Here is a 16,712-nt window from a genome sequence, read left to right on the forward strand (position 1 = left end):
TTTGTAAATAAAGGCTTCTAGAGCTTATATGACTACGTTTACCTACCAATATGACTACGTTTACCTACCAATATGACTACGTTTACCTACCAATATGACTACGTTTACCTACCAATAATCTACATTATTTTTTTTGTAGATTTAACTACGTTTACCTTGCATTAATCTACATATTTATTATTATAGATTTATATTCATAAGTAATAATGTAGATAAATAGAATGCGGGACTTAGTAGTTAAAGACAATGCATTAATTAATGCGAGTTATAACTTAGACTTAGTAGAACAACGTTTGATCTTATTAGCTATCGTCGAAGCAAGAGATAGTGGTCGGGGAATCAATGCAAATGACCCTTTAGAAGTCCATGCTGAGAGTTATGTAAATCAATTTAATGTTGCAAGACAAACAGCTTACCAAGCGTTAAAAGATGCCTGTAAAGATCTATTTGTACGTCAATTTAGCTATCAAGAAATTAATAAAAGAGGAAATGTAGAGAATGTTTTAAGTCGTTGGGTCAGCGAAATTAGATATATCGACGATGAAGCTACAGTAAAGTTAATATTTGCCCCTGCAATCGTGCCACTTATTACACGTTTAGAAGAACAATTTACTAAATATGAGTTACAACAGATTAGTAATCTCAGCAGCGCTTATGCTGTGCGATTATATGAATTATTAATTGCTTGGCGCAGTACGGGTCAAACTCCTATTATTGAACTTGCAGAGTTCAGACAAAAAATAGGCGTTCTTGATGATGAATATACAAGAATGGGAAATTTTAAAGATCGAGTATTAAATTTAGCTATTGCTCAAATTAATGAACATACGGATATTAACGTCCAATGTCAGCAACATAAAAAGGGACGTAATATTTCTGGTTTTTCATTCACCTTTAAACTGAAAAAAGTCGTTATAGCTCATACTAAAGAGCAAACTGCTCTTGAGATTTTCTCAAAATTTACCGATGCACAGTGTCATCTTTTTGCCAGTAAATTATCTGAGCTTCCAGATATGAATAAATATTCTCAAGGTACTGAAAGCTACTCACAATTTGCAGTTCGAATTTCTGAAATGCTACGAGATCCACAAAAATTTGAAGAACTACTCCCCTATCTAAAGAAAGTAGGCTTTAATACAAAATAAACTTCATGTTCAGATTGGATGTTCACACGAACATCCTTGTACACGCACTGAGGGATTACATTGAACACAACAAAATTCAGCGTCATGGACGCAAGTAAAGCCTTTAAAAAATCACGTACAACAATATATGAGGCTTTAAAAAATGGTGAATTATCAAGAGATCATGATGGTCTTATAGACTTATCGGAACTTATTAGAGTTTATGGCAATCCAATCAGTGTTCAGTCCAGTACACGCACTGAACAAGTTCAGAAGGATGTACAGGTACACGTTCAATCTGAAGTTGAAAATGTATTAAAAGATCAGATTTCTTTACTCAAAAATCAGTTAGATTTAGCAAATCAAAGAGAAAAGTCTTTGATGCAACATATTGAAGATCTTACTCACAGAATTGAGTTTAAAGGCACCTTAGAACAGCCAAAACAAGAAAATATTAATCAGCTAAATGAATCTACTAATTCGAATATAGCAACAGATCCTCGGTCACAGGATGAATCAAACTATGACGGATTGACTACTCCTGAGAACAAACGGATCCCTATCCCTGAACATATTGAGCCTGAACCTAAAAAAAGGGGCTTCCTGAGCCGTTTCTTCCTTCCTTATGGTTAGCCAGCACTCCACTTTTTTGATGAGCCAATTTCATTGCCAGCAATGAAATAATGACTCCTCAAAAAACCGGATGATGTTTATTGAAACTGAATAAAATCGTGGAACATTGCTTATTTATTAAGCGTGGAACACTAAAAAAGATAAAAAAAGCCCGAACAGGGATGTTCGGGCTATCAACTAGAAACTACAGCATTGATTTCTAAGTGGAATTATAACGCATTTCGTATAAGGTGTATTATATTAATTTTAGAAATTCTAAAAAAGGGATAGTTTTTAACTATCCCTTTATCTTGTAAAAATTATCTTAGTAATAATACTGGTTTTGTAGAACTTGATAACAATTTGGTCGTCGTACTACCAATAAAAAACTGGCGTATCTTTGAATGACCATATGCACCAATCACAATCATATCAATAACGTTTTTTTCTTGATAATCCAATATAGATTTCTCAACATCACCTTCAAGCACACTATCAATGACATCAAAACCATTATTTGCAAGTAGCTCTTTTGCCCAAGTGACTTGTGATGTCATATCACTATTTGGCTTACCAACATATACCACATGAGCTGTCAGGGTTTTTAATAAAGGGCTATTTGCAATTTTGTCTACACAAATACGTGCAGTAGGACTTCCATCAAAAGCAATTAAAAATGACTGAGGTGGACTAAACGGTGAGGATGTGATTAACACGGGTTTATGAAGAGCACGAACAACATTTTCAATATGGGTTCCAACTTTACTGGAATTGTGCTCGGTTTCAGTTCCATGCTTACCCATAACAAGAACTCGAATATCCTCTTCCATTCCCATGATTGTTTCTAAAAGACTGCCATGGCGTTGAAAGCTTTGAGCATCAATAGAGAACTTCTCCAATAGATAGTTTTTTGCTTCCCGAAGAAGAATTTGGCCATGCTCTAGCTCAATTTTCCCCTTACGTTCTTCCAGTTCAACCAACTCGTTTAGCAAGGTTTCTCGACTTCCTAGACCAATTGCACCACTTAAATCTTGTGGTGCTTTCGCTTTTGGCTTATCAATGACATGCAATAACTGAAGAGGTGAATTCAATTTATCGCTAAACCAAGCTGCATAATCACAAACGGTATTTGTTGCTAATGATCCATCAATACATGCAATAATTTTTGACATAATTCATCCCTCTTAGTGGCTATTTAAGCGATCTAAAGCATCTGGCTTATCATGGATACCAAACTTATCGACTAACGTTTTACTGGCTTCATTCATTCCAATCAGTTCGACTTCTGTTCCTTCACGTCTAAACTTAATGACCACTTTATCTACGGCAGCGACCGCAGACACATCCCAAAAGTGAGCCTGACTAACATCAATCACAACTTTTGAAAGTGCTTCTTTGAAATCAAATGCAGACGTAAATTTATCTGCCGAGCTGAAGAACACTTGACCCGTCACCGTATAAGTACGGGTACTTTCAGGTTCATTAAATTCGGACTGAATTGCCATGTAGCGTTCAATTTTGTTAGCAAAAAATAATGCAGAAAGAAGAACACCGACTAATACGCCATAAGCCAGGTTATGTGTGGCAACAACCACAACCACTGTCGCTATCATTACGATATTGCTAGAGAAGGGATATTGGCGAATATTGCGCAGTGAATCCCAGTTAAATGTTCCGATTGAAACCATGATCATTACGGCAACCAGTGCAGCCATTGGAATGACTTTGAGCCAGTCACTGATAAACACCACCATAATTAACAGGAAGACCCCCGCACTAAAGGTAGATAAACGGGTACGACCACCAGATTTCACATTAATAATTGATTGACCGATCATGGCACAGCCTGCCATTCCGCCTAAGAAGCCTGAAGCGACATTGGCAACGCCTTGTCCTTTACACTCACGGTTTTTATCACTGGTGGTATCTGTTAAATCGTCGACAATCGTTGCTGTCATCATAGATTCAAGCAAACCGACGGCTGCTAATCCCAGTGAATAAGGCAAAATAATAGCTAAAGTTTCAAGATTTAAAGGAATATCAGGAAGCAAGAAAATTGGAAGAGTATCTGGTAATTGCCCCATATCACCTACGGTTCTTACATCTAAACCAATGAACAAGGCAAAGAGCGTGAGGAGTACAATACAGATGAGGGGAGAGGGTAAAAGCTTGCCTATTACTGGGATATAGGGGAATAGATAAATAATGGCTAAACCACCAATTGTCATCGCATAGACATGCCATGTCACATTGGTGAGTTCAGGCAATTGGGCCATAAAAATTAGAATAGCCAAGGCATTCACAAAGCCAATCACAACCGACTTTGACACAAAGCGCATCAATGCACCTAATTTTAGATAGCCTGCTAGGATTTGAATAAATCCTGTCAAAATTGTGGCTGCTAATAAGTATTGCAGACCATGCTCTTTAACCAGTGTGACCATTAATAAAGCCATAGCACCAGTTGCAGCAGAAATCATCCCTGGACGACCGCCTACGAAAGAAATCACCACGGCAATACAGAATGAAGCATATAACCCTACCTTAGGGTCGACACCTGCAATAATTGAAAAGGCAATTGCTTCAGGAATTAGAGCCAAAGCAACAACAATACCCGCAAGAACATCCCCGCGAATATTGGAGAACCATTGTTCTCGAATAGTGGATAACATGAAAATAGCCTATTTTTTTAAATTTTAGGAAAGGCTAGTGATGTGATATATGACACACAAGCTACTACACCACATCACTAGACAGTGATGAGTTATTTACTGTTTTAAGAGATAAATAAACTTATGGTGGCGTAAGTGTCATATTAAGAAAGATATCTATTTTGGAGGGTTTCGGGGGCAATGATAGCAGTTAGGCCCTTTTCTATCCACCCTAACCGCAGTACTGAAGTAAAAGTAAGAATGATCATAGATAATTTTAGAATTGATTTATGTCCATTTAACATAATGGGCGTTATACGAAACGCCTTTTTAAATAGTATTATTTATCAAATAGTTAACTCAATAAATCCAAAACCCCAAAGATCAAAAAACAGACGTTTTAACAACTCGTGTGTTTTTTAAGCAACTTTGTAATCTTTCGCCAATAAAATCGTCTAAAAAATGCTCAATTTTGGCATTTTCCCAATGTTCTCAGCTCTTCCAGGGCGAAAACTATCCCCAATTACTGTGGATGAAATTTAGGCTATTTTGTACGCCTGGGCTTACGTAAATTCTGGTTCTTTACGGCTGTCCAGGATAGGTGAATTTTCCTATGATGAAGCCATAGAGAACAGGATGTTCCAAACAACAAGAATAAGAAAGATCGCACCAGGAACGTGAGGTAAGACAGGAGTCATACTTAGCAACCCAATATAAAAAACCCCGGCAGGATGCCGGGGTTTTTTATTGTCTAAAATTAGCTTCGGATAATCCGTATTATGTTAATTTTAGCAAAACTTAAATAAGTCACATATATTTAGATCGAACTTAAATTAAATGTTTCCTCTAATAAGTTAATGAAATTAACAAATTCATTTTCTCCATTTTCTAAATTACTTACTTCTATAATTTCTTCTGAAGACATTTGAGACCATAATTTTTCAACTAATTGTGTTTTCCTGACTGATCTGTATGGAGCAATTAAAGGTTGTAGTTTTTCCTTTTGATCTTCATATGGATCTACTACATAGTCTAATTCTCCATTAGAAATCCGTTTAATTAAATTTGGATGCAAATAATTTTCGCACTCTCGCTTTTTTGTCAAATAAAATAGAACTCCTTGTTCATTATATTTTTTTTGAAGTTCAATGTTCGTAAGATAGTCTGAACAGTTCTTTCCATCATTATCAGAATCAAAGAAAACACACCAAGGCTTTCCTAGAGACTCAATAAGTTTGTAATTGACCCAATGTTTTAGGTTCCCACTTCCACCACTTATTAATATGTGAACATTTTTGTCTTCAATATAATTCCTTTTTATTTGAGCACTTTCATGTAACTTTAGAAATATATGTTTTAAAAAGACAACATCTGAAACACCTTCGACAAATACAAAACCTTTTGCACCACTGCTTTGAATTTCTTTAACAGGATTAATACCCAGTTCTTGCGAAATATATTCGTAAAGGTCGTCACTTGGATGATCAATACGATGTGTTTCCTCTGATTTATAAATATACCTCAGACTATCTAAAGGCATTAAACCAGCTAATGCTGGTACATGCGTTGTGACCATAACTTGAGTTTTAGGAAATTCTGATAACTTAATTAGTGCCTTTATCAACATTTCTTGATTAGAGGGATGTTGAGATGTTTCAGGCTCTTCTATAGCATAAATTATAGAATTACTAGATGACTCACTCATCTTTCTTTCAGCTTCGGCTCTAAAAAAATTCAATAAAATTAAACGCCTTACCCCACTTCCCCTTTTATTTATAGCAATACCTTTTTCAGAAGAAAGAGATAATTTAAATAATGTCTTCCAATCAGGCTCTTTAGTAAAATCTGGTATTAAATCTTCCGCTAAAGAAGAATCCATTTCAGCAAGCTTTGCTAATGTTCGTTGTGCTACATTCTCTACTCTTGTTTTAATATGTCTTTGAATTTCATCTAATTGAGGTTGAATATCTGCAAGAGCTAATTTAATAGCCAGTTTTAATGGATCTTGAACCTCAGAGTCTTGATCATTGCTATTACGGTCTGACTTAAATAAAGCATAAATAGGTAAATGTTTTAACAAGCTTGTCCAAATATCTTTAGCATCTTCTTTATTTAATAAAATTTCTTGTTCTGAAAAATTCAGATGTTCTGATTCATACAAAAAATTTCGAATAGACGTATTAGATCTTAAGTCAGCAACATCATTTGGATTTAATCCCCTAGCTGTAATTCGCTTCTTAAGATCATCCCGTTTTAAATAAATTAGGTCATTCAATCCCTCATTCGAAGGATGCATACAAATTAAAGATACTTTCTCACTCGCTCGACTAGTAGTAAAATCGAAGGTCTTACAAACTTGTAGTAAATTGTTTTCATTAAGTAGATATTCACGTTCTAAACTAGTCTGTGAACCACTATCTAGACTTAAAAACTGAGGATAGTTATCAAAGATGCATGTTATTTTAATGCTTCCTTCAGCATCAATATTTTTATCTTCTCTATCAACACTTGAATTACCAAAAAAGATATCCAACGCCTCTAAAACGGTAGACTTTCCAGCATCATTTTTCCCCGTAATTCCAGTAAAGGCGTTATCAACCAACAGTGTTGCAGGTTCTTTATAGCCCCTAAAATTTTCTAAAGTTATTGATTTTAATTGCATTACAAACTCATGTAAAAATAATAAGTTATAGCAATATAAGAGAAGTTGTATAGAAAAGGCAAAGTGATGTTATAAGAAATATATTAAGAAAATGAAAAGCAGAATTGAATATGAAAAAAGATCTACCTAAAGAAATCTATATAATGAATCAAAGATTCATTATATAGATTTCTTTAGGTAGATCAAGAACATAAGTTGGTTGACAGCAATAAAAAATAACGTACAATGCGCTAGCGCATTGTACGTTATTTTTTATTGCTGTCAAAAAAATTTAACTTTTTTTGTGTTATGATTATTGAATTGATTTAGATGTCTCTTTTAAGCGCGAAACAAATTGCTTCCAAGAGCTATAATTTGCGTAGGAACACCGTTAATACTTGGATATTAATGTCGTGTGAGACCTTAAGAGAGACAGAAGGCGAGCTATTTAATTAGCTCGCCTTTTTTTATTTCTTAAATATTAATTCACCAAGACGATGCTTATTAAGCTTCTTAAGCTCACATTGCATAAAATTCCATAGAATATTGCTATTACGATCTATTTTCAAAACAAGCAAAATATGGTTTTTAGAACCCGAAAATATTCCAATAAAGGCAAGTCTAAATCCTCCATCTGAATATTTAATTTTCCATACTTCAAATGGACTCAGTAATGTCAGATGAGCCAATTTTGAAAATCTTTCTCTAGCATCACTTCTTTTCTCAACAACATGTTTTAAATTATCTATCGAAACAATGGCCCAACTTTGAATAGCGTTAATAGTAATTTTTCTTGAACAAATATTATCAACCAATTCAAATTCTTTAGAAACAATCTCTAAAGCTTCTTGTTCAGTTTCACCAGCCTTTAAAATCATTGACTCTTCATATGGATGAAATTGTTCTGGAGGAGTATTTCTAATGTCATCAAGATTAAAAACTTTCCAGTTATCTTGATCTTTTTCCTCCTTAATCATTTAGTATCTCAACCATAAAAACGAACTATTCTACTCGATTATTCCCTTAAATATGTATAATTATTAGCCATATACGCTAAAGCTGAAATTCTTTATTTTTCAAAGCCTAAAATAATTTTAGAAATCTTATCAATGTCTATAAATAGGGAATATATTTAACATAAAATCTCTTATGCGAAATACAACAACAAAAAAAGCCCAGCTTAGGACTAAACTTACAACTAAAAAAATATTTAATTAATTGATAATTCAATATTTTTTATTTCTTAATTCATTTACTTCTAAAATAGCTTTTTCAATCTCAATCGTCGTAATGCTTTTCCCATCGTGGGTGTACTTTGATAAATTATTTAAAGCTATAACGATAACATCGTCTTCTAATCTATAGCTACTCGTTAATCTAGAAGCTTCAGCAAAAAACCGAGTCGCTCTCATACGATGAAAATATCTATGATATTCAATAAACATATCTTTTATGCTTTCACTTGAACTATTTGAACCAATTTGCAACTCTTTACAGGCTGCAAGCACAGCACCACCAACTTCAAATTTACGTCGGTTTTCAGCAGTTCTTTTCTTCTTAGCTTCGTTCTTTTGGATCTGACTCAGATATAACTCTAAATCACTGACATCAAGCTTTTGTGCCTTAAAATTTAAATAACGAGTACACATGGTTTTGAGAAGATTTACATCTGCCTTCTCTAACAAACCGCATTCATAATCATCATATAATTTTAAAAATTTTTTCTCATATTCAGACTTATTCTTTTCAGACTCCAATTGGTCAGCTAATAGCACGAGCCTAGTGTGTTCACGGTACGGTTTTAACGCTTCTTTCACCAAAACCTGCTGCGGTTCAGACAATAACTCAAAGTTAAAATCTTTCTTTAGAAGAAACATCATTACTTCATCTTGCAGTTCCGAGCGTTCCTGACGTCTTAAAAATTCAACAAAGCCATGCAACTCTGCCACCTGGAGTAATTGAGCCGGTCTTCCACGTTTTTTTGCTTTTTCAAAAGTCATTATCTGCCGCCGAATTTTCAGAACTGCTACCGATCCAAATATGGTTTTACCATATTTGGATCGGGCAGTCTGAAAATAATTATTTAAATAAAAAATAAAATTTCTTGAAAAGAATTTCTATTTTTTATTTAAATAATTCGCACTTGACAGTTTCTCCTGATCGGAGAAACTAGTACGCAATGGGGCGATTCCCCCTTGACCCCCTTCAACCGGATTTTTCAGCCATCCAGGCATTCCAAATCCGGGCGGTTTTCATTCCGTTTCACTGCATAAAAACCGATCCCAGACCAACAAAAAGGTGAGCATGGCCAGTTATCACTTCAGCGTCAAAAGTAAAAATAAAGGCTACGCCATTCAGCATTACCTCTATATTGCCCGATTGATGCAATACGAAAACGTCCGCAAAAAAAGTGATGAAATTTTAGAATACGTTGAACCTGGCAAATGCATGCCGTCCTGGGTGAAAGATCCCATTGAGTTTTGGAAAGCCGCTGATACTTTTGAGCGAGCCAATGCCAAAGTCTACATGGAGTATGAAATTGCCCTCCCCAACGAATTCACGCCAGAACAGCGTAAAACGCTCATAGAGACGTTTTTAGACAAACATATAGTTCCACAGCAATATCCGCATTCATACGCCATACACAACGTTAAATCGCGCCTCAGTGGCGAAGATCAGCCTCATTGTCACATCATGTTCTCGCTAAAAGCCGATGACGGTATTGAACGGACAGCCGAACAATATTTCAAACGCTATAACCCCAAAGATCCAAGCAAAGGCGGTGCAAAGAAAATCCAGCTGCAGGATGGCCATGCAGACTATTCCACTTTTTTAATCTATATCCGAAAACAATGGGAAAACCATCTGAATGATGCGCTTGCACAGCACTGCCCGACAGTGACCTACCATCTCGATGGCCAGGACATCACGATAAAAAACCAAGTTTCCGCTGACAGTTATGAAAAATACAATGATATCCACGGCACCTTATACCTTCCGGAACCAAAGCTAGGGGTTGGCAAACAAAACGCAACGCCTGAATATCTGGCCGAGATCCAAAAAATCCGAGAACACAATCAGCAAGAGCGAGAACTAGAAGAACGCCAAAAACGCTTAGATCAACAACATGAATATTTTTATAGTGCTGAAAACCATCCCTTTTCATCATTGGAAGTGATGTATTACCTGAATTATTTAGTGAAGAATCAGAAAAATAAGGAAAAACTGCAAAAAGATTTTAGTGAAATTATTAAGACCCAAGAGCCTATATTGCAACAAGAAGGCTGGAACATTCATAACATGAATCAAAAATTGCAGAATTCAAAACATAACTCAACGCCATGCTTTGAGTTTGACGTGTATTCCCCACCAAAGAATCCATTACCCACGCAGAATAAGCCCTCTAAACTGGTTCAATCTGAACAGCCAAAGCCAAAATCTGATGATTATGATTACGGTGGTCCGGGGTTTTAAATTATCTGGATTTATTCAGGCTTTACAGAGCGAGTGTCTACGAGCGAACAGACACAATTAAAATTTTCGCCATGCTTTTTCTCTGATTACAAGTTCCCCCTTTGCTGCTAAGACGGAGGTACAGAGCATCCCGAAGGGTGCGAACAGATTCAATTTGCTTCTAGGCCGAGCGAAGCGAGCATAAAAAAATGATGAGCGAAGCGAATTCCGAGTTGCTTTTGATCTTGCTTTTGCTTTTTCTCAAAGTCATAACGGGATAAGCCAAAAAATTGCCCCGACGAACTGAGCTTTAGCGAAGTTCAATAGAGTTTGAGCGTAGCGAAAACCAAGGGCAATTTTTCAATTTGCTCTTTTTAATTATTTTTAAATCTTTTAAATATTTTAGGTAGGCTGAAAGCCCTTAAAAACAAGGCTTTCAGCTCTTAACTATGAGGGATTGACTACTAATTATGAGAGATTGACTACTAATTATGAGGGATTGACTACTTAACTATGAGGGATTGACTACTAACTATGAGAGAATTATAGTACTCATAATTAAGTTTTCGAAATAAAAATGATGAGTCCATCTAAAAAAGAACTAGTAGTTAAATCAAATCAAGTTATCGAGGCTTCATATCAACTCAGCTCAACAGAACAGCGTATTGTGTTAGCAGCGATTAGTAAAATTAGTCGGGCTGAAGACATTACAGATGATGAAATTTATCGCGTAACTATTGATGACTTAAAAAAACTTGGGGTTCATGAAAAAACAGCTTATAGAGATCTAAAAGATGGTGTAAACCGCTTATATGACAGATCAATTAATTTAGCCATTAATGATGAATCAATCAAAATGAGATGGATTCAATCCATACGATTTTTAGAAAGTAAAAGCGTTGTAGGAATTAGGTTTTCTAAAGAAATTTTACCTTTCATTTCTAATCTAAGTCGTGAATTCACTAAGTATTCACTATCTGACATTGCTGGTATGAGTAGTGCCTATGCTATTCGTATTTATGAGTTATTAAGCCAATACCGTTCAATAGGAAAACGGGAGATTTCCATCGAATCTCTAAGAGGTATGTTGGAGCTAGGAAAAAGATATCCATTATCTGCTGATTTAAAAAGATGGGTTATTGATACAGCTGTAGATCAAATCAATGAACATAGCCCTTTGAATGTATCTTACGAGCAAATAAAAACAGGCCGAAAAGTCACACACATTCAATTCACGTTTAAAGAAAAATCAAAAAGTATTGAGCATAAATCTGAACAGAATAATTTTTATAAATTAACCGATTCACAAATTAATATGTTTGGTAATCAGCTTTCACGCTTACATGAATTATCTCACCTGGCACAACAAGGTGAAAGTTATGATGACTTAGCTATCAAAATTAAAGATATGCTGCGAGATCCAATACAACAAAAACAACTCATTCCTCATCTTAAAAATTTAGGCTTTAAGGCATAAAGATCGACTGTGTATGTAGCGGTTGACTGTTTGTTGATGTATCTTGGTTCACATAATAGACAACCAGAATTACAAGATGAAATCACTATCTGTTATTGAGCTTTCAAACCTGTATGGAATAACTCGTCAAGCCATTTATAAGCAAGTTAATAAAGGTAATTTAAGTAAGAATAGTGATGGTAAAATTGATCTTTCCGAAGCTATTCGAGTTTTTGGTGAACCGTCTAGAAATGTGAACAGTTCACAGACAACCGAAACACGAAAGTTGTCAGAAGTTCACCTGCTAGAACAACAGGTTTACATGCTTCAAAAACAGCTTGAACAGGCGCATGAGCGTGAGCAGTTTCAACGTGAGGAATTAAAAGCCAAGAATGATCAATTACACGTTAAGGATGAACAAATTGAAGCGATACAACGATTATTAGAAGCTCCAAGAGCCTATACAACTAAGTCTATCGATCCAAAATCAGATACAGCAACAGACACTAGCTTAAAAAGTGAGTCGAACTATGATGGATTGACTACCCAAAAAAAAGAACCTCCTGTACAAACTGAGATTCAAACTCAGGCGAAAGATGACGGATTAACTACCCCGGAAAAAACAAAAAATAAGCGGATTCCGGTGCCGGATCACGTTGAACCGGAGCAGCCGAAAAGAGGCTTTTGGAGCCGTTTTTTTAGACCCTATGATTAACCACGATTGTTAAACTGATATGAACAAAGTCGTGAAACATTGATCAAAGAATAGGCGTGGAACGTGAAAAATCATAAAAAAAGCCCACCTTGGGGAAGATGAGCTATTAACTAGAAACTACAGCATTGATTTCTAAAGATAATTATAACGCATTTCGTATAAGGTGTATTATGTTAATTTTAGAAAATCTAAAATAATTATTGATAATTTTTTTTTGAAAATTTAACATACCTTCCGATTGGTATTTTAGGTATGATTACTTATGAACAGTGTGTTACTCGCTTATGTATTACTTGGATTTGCAATAGTTTCCGAAGTGATTGGAAGTAGTTTTTTAGTTAAATCGGAAGGGTTTACAAAACTTTTTCCAAGCGTGATGGTCTTTATTTTTTTTAGCACGGCATTTTATTTATTATCACAAGTTATTAAAACAATCCCTTTAGGTATCGCATACGCTATATGGGCTGGTGTTGGGATTGTTCTAACTGCTGTAGTTGGCTACTTTGTTTTTAAACAGACACTAGATAATCCTGCTTTAATTGGAATTGGTTTTATCGTATCTGGCGTAATAATTATTAATTTATTTTCGCAATCAGCAGGTCATTAAGTGAAAGAAATTCGGCAACAAAAGAAGCAACCAGAGGTTATTCGAAAGCGCATCCTTGAACAGGCAACTATTCTTGTTTCTCAAAAGGGTATTTCTGGTGTTTCTATTCAAAATATTGCTACAGCAGTAGGTATAACAAAAGGGGGGGTATTTCACCATTTCCCGAATAAAAAAAATTTGATAGAAGAAATGTTCAATCAAATAATTCTTGATTTAGATCAAACAGTTGAATACTTGATTAAACGCGATCCAACAGAATATGGTAAATTCACACGAGCTTATATTCATAGTTCTTTTATCCATCAAATAGATGGGGTGGTTTCTGCTTGGTCAGCGTTATCAATGACTATGATCACAGAGCCTACCTTTAATAAAATTTGGATGGAATGGCTAAAAAATAGATTATCTCAACATGCAGAAACGGATAGTCATCCTGATTTAGAGTTACTTCGTTTAGCAGCAGATGGGTTGTGGCTACAAAGTATTACCGGAGTCATTGATGATGAGCAATGTTCAAAATTAGAAGACGATCTGCTTAATCGAACCTATTTAACATAAAATCTCTTATGCGAAGTCAAAAAAGTAGCCCCATACCCTTATTGGATAGGAGCTTTGTGGCAAAAAATAGAGTGAATTCGATAAAAAATGAAATCCTCTAATTCTTGTTTTAATTATTTTTTTAACTAAGAATTAGAGGATTAATTTCTTTACCTCTGGAGTTTTATAATTATTGTTATAAGATTTATTAAATCACTTATTGCTCAAATAATCTTCACAATCTGATCATTCACTCATGGATAAGTGTGATGGAAATCACAAAAACGATCAGATCTAAAAATCACACAATTACACTATTTATGATGAGCGAATTGTTCTTTTAATTTTCTGATCAGTCTTGTATTGCGACAAAGCATAGACCGCCCAGATGGCAGCCGGGATCCAACCTAAAACTGTAATCTGAAGTAGCAAACAAATGATGCCTGCAAATGGTCGCCCTATGGTGAAAAACAGCAGCCAGGGAAAAATTAAAGCAATTAGCAATCTCATTTCAAATTCCTATGTATTTTTTCAAAAAATTAATAATTAACTGCCGACAGATCAAACAGCTTACGATCTCTTTCATCCGTTAAATACTTATCCATCTGAGCAATCAGTTTTGCTCTAGCTTGTTCATCATCTTCAGTGATTTTTAACATGCAGGATCCAATTAAAATCTTGCGTCTGGTATCGTCCTTGCGTAGCTGTTCTTTCTCTTTAGCACGTTCTCTTGCCAGTGCTGCCTGTCTTTGAGCCTTTAACTGCTTTAGCTTTTCTTCCTGTGCCTTGATTTTGCTGTCTAGTGTTTCAGTAACGCTCATTCATCCAATACCATCATTCTGGGAAACCATCCCTAACATAAGCGCACTTGAATATGCATTCAAGGTGCTATATGTATAGTAATGTTTTCCTCGAAGAGCGCACTTATGCAAACTTCGTTCGCAAGTCCGATTGGGGTCTCCCCAATACCCCGACAACCGTATCCACGGTTGTATTTCACTACGTGAAAATTTAAAAGCGAAAAATAGGCATGGCGATTTACCACTTTTCAGTCAAAACCGTAGCACGATCAGCAGGACGTTCCGCCACTGCTGCGATTGCCTATCGGGCAGGTGAAAAGATCTATTGTGAACGTGAAGGCCGAGAACATGACTACAGCCGAAAAACTGGTGTGGAATACAAAGAAATTTATTTACCAGAAGGCGCACCGGAACATTTAAAGAATCGAGAAAAACTCTGGAACGAAGTTGAACAACGGGAAACCCGAAAAAACTCGACTGTAGCTAGGGAATTTGAAATTGCCTTTCCAAGTGAACTGAACCAGGAACAACGTCTGGCCATGCTCGAAGAATTATGTGCCAGCATCGTGGAAAGACATCAGGTAGCAGTCGATGCCTGTATTCATGCACCGCATACCGGATCCGGCAGTGATGAGCGCAATTATCACGCCCATATCCTAATGAGCACACGTAAACTTACGCCAGAAGGTTTTACAGAGAAAACCCGGGAACTGGATCAGAAACACAGTGGAGAAATCGAACACTGGCGCGAACACTTTGCCGATATCTGCAATATGCACCTGGATCTGGCTGGATACACTGCCCGAGTCGACCACCGCAGCTACAAAGACCAGGAGAATGGTTTAGAAGCCACGCTGCACGAAGGGCCGAAAGTCACCGAACTGCGCCGAAAAGGGATTAAGACCGAAATCAGCCGAAGCAATGACGAAATCAAACAGAGAAATCAGGCTCAGCTGCAATACGGCAAAAATATGGATCTGCTGATTGCTGAAAATGAGATCAAACTCAATACACTAAAAACTGAACAGCAGATCCAAATCAAAAATAGTGCTAAAACGCCACCAATTGACGAAAAAGCCCTGTTTGAAGAAAAACAGAGGGAAACCCTTGGCAAAGTGCTAAATCGCGAAATCAGCGCAAAAGAGGCGAATCTAGACCTAGAATTTATGCAGGATGTTTTTAAAAAGGCAGAAAACACCTTGGGCAAGATGCAAAAGCATAAAAATGAGTTTAGTCAGCAGCTCGCCCAAGACATCGTGAAAAACAGACTGAAACAAAGTCATGACAAATTGCAAAGCCTGGTGGATCAACACAACGAATTAGGCCAGAACAAACCATTGCTGTTTGGAAAAAAAGCTTGGGAGGCACAACGTAATGCACTCTATCAAGAGCACAAGCAACTGAAAGGCAGACATGAATACCAGAAAAAAAATGGTGTGAAGGATTTATTGGAAAATGAAAAGTTCAAAGAACATGCCTGGAAGCAGTACCAACAACAACATCCGGCCAAAGCCAAGCAATACCAGACTCTATACCCATCCTATCAAGTCATTAAAAAATGTGTGAATGAGATCAAAGCAGAACAACAGCTGAAACTCAGACAAGAACAACAACTCAAAGCACAGCAACATGCACCTAGAATGAAATCTCGTGGCATGAGTCGCTAAACAGAGCGAGTGTCTACGAGCGAACTGAGAAAATTTGCCCTTTCCTTTCCCTGATTACAAGCTCCCTATCCATCAATCACTTGCATACCAGAGCATCCCGCATGGGTGCGAACTTTCCAAATTTGATTCTTAAATCGAGCGTAGCGAGAAAAAAAGTTCATGAGCGAAGCGAATTCCGAGTTGCTTTTGCTTTTTCTAAAAGTCACGAAAATATTAACCAAAAATTGCCCCAACGAATCGAGCGAAAGCGAGATTCAATAGAGTTTGAGCGAAGCGAAAACCAAGGGCAATTTTTTACTCCCTGGGCTTTTAATTATTTTTAAGCTTTTAAATGCTTTTAGAGAGGCTCAAGTCTTTGTAAATAAAGGCTTCTAGAGCTTATATGACTACGTTTACCTACCAATATGACTACGTTTACCTACCAATATGACTACGTTTACCTACCAATA

At 36.2% G+C, this 16,712-nt stretch carries 15 protein-coding genes; 8 read left to right on the forward strand and 7 right to left on the reverse strand.

What is annotated here, in order from left to right; genetic code table 11:
• The first annotated feature begins 221 nt into the window (after positions 1 to 221).
• On the forward strand, positions 222 to 1,145 hold the full coding sequence (gene repM / locus F909_RS16650) for a replication initiation protein RepM (protein WP_004811812.1): 924 nt from the start codon (positions 222 to 224) through the stop codon (positions 1,143 to 1,145).
• 60 nt (positions 1,146 to 1,205) lie between these two features.
• Positions 1,206 to 1,757: a plasmid replication DNA-binding protein gene (locus tag F909_RS16645; protein ID WP_223182242.1), complete on the forward strand. Its 552-nt coding sequence runs from the start codon at positions 1,206 to 1,208 to the stop codon at positions 1,755 to 1,757.
• A gap of 299 nt (positions 1,758 to 2,056) precedes the next feature.
• Here the strand turns inward: F909_RS16645 and F909_RS16640 are convergent, their stop codons facing one another.
• The 5 genes from F909_RS16640 to F909_RS16620 all read right to left on the reverse strand — a co-directional run bounded on the left by F909_RS16640 (position 2,057) and on the right by F909_RS16620 (position 9,028).
• Positions 2,057 to 2,908 carry a universal stress protein gene (locus F909_RS16640; protein ID WP_002115246.1) on the reverse strand — a complete coding sequence of 284 codons (852 nt, stop codon included), beginning with the start codon at positions 2,906 to 2,908 and terminating at the stop codon, positions 2,057 to 2,059.
• 12 nt (positions 2,909 to 2,920) lie between these two features.
• Positions 2,921 to 4,408, reverse strand: a complete 1,488-nt coding sequence (locus F909_RS16635) for a SulP family inorganic anion transporter (protein WP_005146104.1) — start codon at positions 4,406 to 4,408, stop codon at positions 2,921 to 2,923.
• 796 nt (positions 4,409 to 5,204) lie between these two features.
• Positions 5,205 to 7,049: an AAA family ATPase gene (locus F909_RS16630; protein WP_005098304.1), complete on the reverse strand. Its 1,845-nt coding sequence runs from the start codon at positions 7,047 to 7,049 to the stop codon at positions 5,205 to 5,207.
• Positions 7,050 to 7,495: 446 nt separating this feature from the next.
• Positions 7,496 to 8,005, reverse strand: a complete 510-nt coding sequence (locus F909_RS16625; protein WP_005098302.1) for a PBECR2 nuclease fold domain-containing protein — start codon at positions 8,003 to 8,005, stop codon at positions 7,496 to 7,498.
• A gap of 249 nt (positions 8,006 to 8,254) precedes the next feature.
• Positions 8,255 to 9,028: a hypothetical protein gene (locus tag F909_RS16620; protein ID WP_005146105.1), complete on the reverse strand. Its 774-nt coding sequence runs from the start codon at positions 9,026 to 9,028 to the stop codon at positions 8,255 to 8,257.
• Between the two features lie 304 nt (positions 9,029 to 9,332).
• Between F909_RS16620 and F909_RS16615 the strand changes: the two genes are divergently transcribed.
• The 5 genes from F909_RS16615 (at position 9,333) to F909_RS16595 (ending at position 13,817) form a co-directional block, all read left to right on the forward strand.
• Positions 9,333 to 10,502, forward strand: a complete 1,170-nt coding sequence (locus F909_RS16615) for a MobA/MobL family protein (RefSeq protein ID WP_005146109.1) — start codon at positions 9,333 to 9,335, stop codon at positions 10,500 to 10,502.
• A gap of 556 nt (positions 10,503 to 11,058) precedes the next feature.
• Positions 11,059 to 11,958 carry a replication initiation protein RepM gene (gene repM / locus F909_RS16610; protein ID WP_005146110.1) on the forward strand — a complete coding sequence of 300 codons (900 nt, stop codon included), beginning with the start codon at positions 11,059 to 11,061 and terminating at the stop codon, positions 11,956 to 11,958.
• A gap of 76 nt (positions 11,959 to 12,034) precedes the next feature.
• Positions 12,035 to 12,652, forward strand: a complete 618-nt coding sequence (locus F909_RS16605) for a plasmid replication DNA-binding protein (protein WP_005146111.1) — start codon at positions 12,035 to 12,037, stop codon at positions 12,650 to 12,652.
• 262 nt (positions 12,653 to 12,914) lie between these two features.
• Complete coding sequence (locus tag F909_RS16600) at positions 12,915 to 13,259, forward strand: SMR family transporter (protein WP_005146112.1); 345 nt, start codon at positions 12,915 to 12,917, stop codon at positions 13,257 to 13,259.
• The gene (locus tag F909_RS16595; RefSeq protein WP_005146114.1) at positions 13,260 to 13,817 is read left to right on the forward strand and encodes a TetR/AcrR family transcriptional regulator; all 558 of its coding nucleotides are present in this window, start codon (positions 13,260 to 13,262) and stop codon (positions 13,815 to 13,817) included.
• A gap of 297 nt (positions 13,818 to 14,114) precedes the next feature.
• Here the strand turns inward: F909_RS16595 and F909_RS16590 are convergent, their stop codons facing one another.
• Both F909_RS16590 and F909_RS16585 read right to left on the reverse strand, forming a co-directional pair.
• Positions 14,115 to 14,306 carry a YqaE/Pmp3 family membrane protein gene (locus F909_RS16590; RefSeq protein ID WP_004728112.1) on the reverse strand — a complete coding sequence of 64 codons (192 nt, stop codon included), beginning with the start codon at positions 14,304 to 14,306 and terminating at the stop codon, positions 14,115 to 14,117.
• A 29-nt stretch (positions 14,307 to 14,335) separates the two neighbouring features.
• Complete coding sequence (locus F909_RS16585; RefSeq protein ID WP_005098300.1) at positions 14,336 to 14,617, reverse strand: hypothetical protein; 282 nt, start codon at positions 14,615 to 14,617, stop codon at positions 14,336 to 14,338.
• 209 nt (positions 14,618 to 14,826) lie between these two features.
• On the opposite strand from F909_RS16585, the gene mobQ reads away from it, so the two are divergent.
• Positions 14,827 to 16,263 carry a MobQ family relaxase gene (mobQ, locus tag F909_RS16580; protein ID WP_005146116.1) on the forward strand — a complete coding sequence of 479 codons (1,437 nt, stop codon included), beginning with the start codon at positions 14,827 to 14,829 and terminating at the stop codon, positions 16,261 to 16,263.
• Positions 16,264 to 16,712: the final 449 nt, after the last annotated feature.

This window comes from Acinetobacter sp. ANC 3929 (assembly GCF_000369405.1).
Lineage (GTDB): Bacteria > Pseudomonadota > Gammaproteobacteria > Pseudomonadales > Moraxellaceae > Acinetobacter.